The organism is Pedobacter sp. ASV28, from assembly GCF_016428855.1.
Classification (GTDB): domain Bacteria; phylum Bacteroidota; class Bacteroidia; order Sphingobacteriales; family Sphingobacteriaceae; genus Pedobacter.
In genome coordinates this window covers 1-3,535 of the sequence record NZ_JAELTN010000119.1, presented here as the reverse complement: position 1 = coordinate 3,535, position 3,535 = coordinate 1, and the positions used below count along the sequence as shown (strand labels likewise).

The 3,535-nt window shown below is 48.4% G+C and carries 2 tRNA genes and 2 rRNA genes; all 4 read left to right on the top strand.

Going from position 1 to position 3,535, the window contains the following annotated elements:
* Nucleotides 1-913: 913 nt before the first annotated feature.
* Nucleotides 914-2,435, top strand: a 16S ribosomal RNA gene (locus JHD79_RS22360).
* 200 nt (nt 2,436-2,635) lie between these two features.
* Nucleotides 2,636-2,710 (top strand) — tRNA-Ile (locus tag JHD79_RS22355).
* A gap of 14 nt (nt 2,711-2,724) precedes the next feature.
* Nucleotides 2,725-2,798 (top strand) — tRNA-Ala (locus JHD79_RS22350).
* A 175-nt stretch (nt 2,799-2,973) separates the two neighbouring features.
* Nucleotides 2,974-3,535, top strand: a 23S ribosomal RNA gene (locus tag JHD79_RS22345); the annotation flags it as partial.

Here is a 3,535-nt window from a genome sequence, read left to right as displayed (position 1 = left end):
TTTTAAGGATTAAAGTCGTGTTTTAGATTTTTCTTTTCATTTTTTCTTTCTGTAAACCATGTGCTTATGTGTTTTCGCGGAGCAATATCCCTGTATGTGTTTGCGGGTTCGGGATTATTTCCTACTTTTGCACCCCGCTTCGGAGGAAGTGGGGACGGATGCCGGCAACGGCAGCCGGGCACGTTGAAAAGAGAAGGGGGGATAGAAAACTGGTGGTTCTTAGGGAGTTACAAAAAACTTAGGTAAATCAGAAAAAAAAGCTTGCGGAAGGCGAAAATATTCCTACCTTTGCACTCCGCTTCGGAGGAAGGGGAACGACAAGGGAAACCGCGTCACGGGTATTGAAGGGACGGGAAATGGCATACTTTGATTTTATGGGGGCGACGAAAGAAGGCTTCGAAAAAAAATAAAAAAAAAGATTTGCGGAAAGCAAAAATATTCCTACCTTTGCAACCCGCTTCGGAAGAAGAGAAAGGGTTAAAAATTGAAAAGCAGAAAGTAGTATGATTACCAAACAACGGAACGAAAAAAAAGTTTCAGAAAAATAAAAAAAAGTTTGGAAGTTTAAAAAAGATCACTACCTTTGCAATCCCAAACGAAACGGGAGTTATCAAGCGGAGCTTGACAACGATAGAAAAGATTGAAACGACGGAAGTCAAACTGAAACCGGAAGATTAAGAAGACCGGTCGAAACACAAGCAGAAGTCGCAACATATAACAGATCGCCGTGAGGCAAGATCGAGAAGTTCATTAAAGAGATATCATTTATAAAAGCGCAGCGAGGCGAAGATGTTTACTGTAAAGTACATATAGCTGAACTGTTTTCTTTAGGTCGGTTCTTACAGACAATACAATTAAGAACAGACAATCAATTTTAATTAATAGATAGTCAGTGTTCGAACTACAACATTTTACAATGGAGAGTTTGATCCTGGCTCAGGATGAACGCTAGCGGCAGGCCTAATACATGCAAGTCGAGGGGTATGGGAGAGCTTGCTTTCCCTGAGACCGGCGCACGGGTGCGTAACGCGTATGCAACCTACCCTTTTCTGGGGGATAGCCCGAAGAAATTCGGATTAATACCGCATAAGACCACGACACGGCATCGTGACGGGGTCAAACATTTATGGGAGAAGGATGGGCATGCGTGCCATTAGCTAGTTGGCGGGGTAACGGCCCACCAAGGCGACGATGGCTAGGGGATCTGAGAGGATGGCCCCCCACACTGGTACTGAGACACGGACCAGACTCCTACGGGAGGCAGCAGTAAGGAATATTGGTCAATGGAGGCAACTCTGAACCAGCCATGCCGCGTGCAGGAAGACGGCCCTCTGGGTTGTAAACTGCTTTTATCCGGGAATAAACCTATCTACGTGTAGATAGCTGAATGTACCGGAGGAATAAGGATCGGCTAACTCCGTGCCAGCAGCCGCGGTAATACGGAGGATCCAAGCGTTATCCGGATTTATTGGGTTTAAAGGGTGCGTAGGCGGCCTGTTAAGTCAGGGGTGAAAGACGGTAGCTCAACTATCGCAGTGCCCTTGATACTGATGGGCTTGAATAGACTAGAGGTAGGCGGAATGTGACAAGTAGCGGTGAAATGCATAGATATGTCACAGAACACCGATTGCGAAGGCAGCTTACTATGGTCTGATTGACGCTGAGGCACGAAAGCGTGGGGATCGAACAGGATTAGATACCCTGGTAGTCCACGCCCTAAACGATGAACACTCGCTGTTGGCGATACACAGTCAGCGGCTAAGCGAAAGCGTTAAGTGTTCCACCTGGGGAGTACGCCCGCAAGGGTGAAACTCAAAGGAATTGACGGGGGCCCGCACAAGCGGAGGAGCATGTGGTTTAATTCGATGATACGCGAGGAACCTTACCCGGGCTTGAAAGTTAGTGAAGTATCCAGAGATGGATGCGTCCTTCGGGACACGAAACTAGGTGCTGCATGGCTGTCGTCAGCTCGTGCCGTGAGGTGTTGGGTTAAGTCCCGCAACGAGCGCAACCCCTATGTCTAGTTGCCAGCATGTAATGGTGGGGACTCTAGACAGACTGCCTGTGCAAACAGAGAGGAAGGAGGGGACGACGTCAAGTCATCATGGCCCTTACGTCCGGGGCTACACACGTGCTACAATGGACGGTACAGAGGGCAGCTAGACAGCAATGTCATGCCAATCTCAAAAAGCCGTTCACAGTTCGGATCGGGGTCTGCAACTCGACCCCGTGAAGTTGGATTCGCTAGTAATCGCGTATCAGCAATGACGCGGTGAATACGTTCCCGGGCCTTGTACACACCGCCCGTCAAGCCATGGAAGCTGGGGGTACCTAAAGTACGTAACCGCAAGGAGCGTCCTAGGGTAAAACCGGTAACTGGGGCTAAGTCGTAACAAGGTAGCCGTACCGGAAGGTGCGGCTGGAATACCTCCTTTCTGGAGTGGGATTGACCACTCGCTGCGCGCTAAATGATAAATGTATATCTCAAAAAAAGAAACACCAAGAAGACGAAGCCACCTAGCACAAGCTAAAGCTTCAGGATTGAATAGATAATTACGATTTACGAATTACGAGTTACGATTTAGGAAGGAAACAAGCAAATCGTAGATCCAAAATCTGAAATCTAAAATCATCAAGTCCCGTAGCTCAGCCTGGTTAGAGCACTACACTGATAATGTAGGGGTCTCCAGTTCAAATCTGGACGGGACTACGCCAAGTTTTTTTGGGGGATTAGCTCAGCTGGCTAGAGCGCCTGCCTTGCACGCAGGAGGTCAACGGTTCGACTCCGTTATTCTCCACCCTCACCGGTACCTGTTATAAAAGGTACGATTATAGTAGGCATTTTCTGCCCGGGATCGAAAAGTTCTTTGACATATTGGAAGAAGTTAAAAAAGAAGAGCAAACAACAATAGAGACTCCCGACTTGTCGGGATATCAAAAGCACACCATGCGGCGCAAAAGGCGCATGAGTGGAAGAAAGTAAGAAAGAGTATACGGGGGATGCCTTGGCTCTCGGAGGCGATGAAGGACGTGATAAGCTGCGATAAGCTTCGGGGATCGGCAAATACGACTTGATCCGGAGATTTCCGAATGGGGAAACCCGCCATGTTGAAGACATGGCACAAATGAGCGAACCTGCCGAACTGAAACATCTAAGTAAGCAGAGGAAGAGAAAATAATAATGATTTCCTGAGTAGTGGCGAGCGAAAGGGAAAGAGCCCAAACCGGTCATGTTACGGCATGGCCGGGGTTGTAGGACTGTGACGTGGTTACATTAACGCGAAGTGGAACAGGATGGGAAGCCTGGCAATATACGGTGATAGCCCGGTACACGTAAGCAATAATGGCCTAACAGTATCCTGAGTACCGCGAGGTCGGAGACGCCTTGTGGGAATCTGCCGGCACCATCCGGTAAGGCTAAATACTCCCGAGAGACCGATAGTGAACCAGTACCGTGAGGGAAAGGTGAAAAGAACCCCGAACAGGGGAGTGAAATAGAACCTGAAACCGTATACTTACAAGCGGTCGGAGCGTC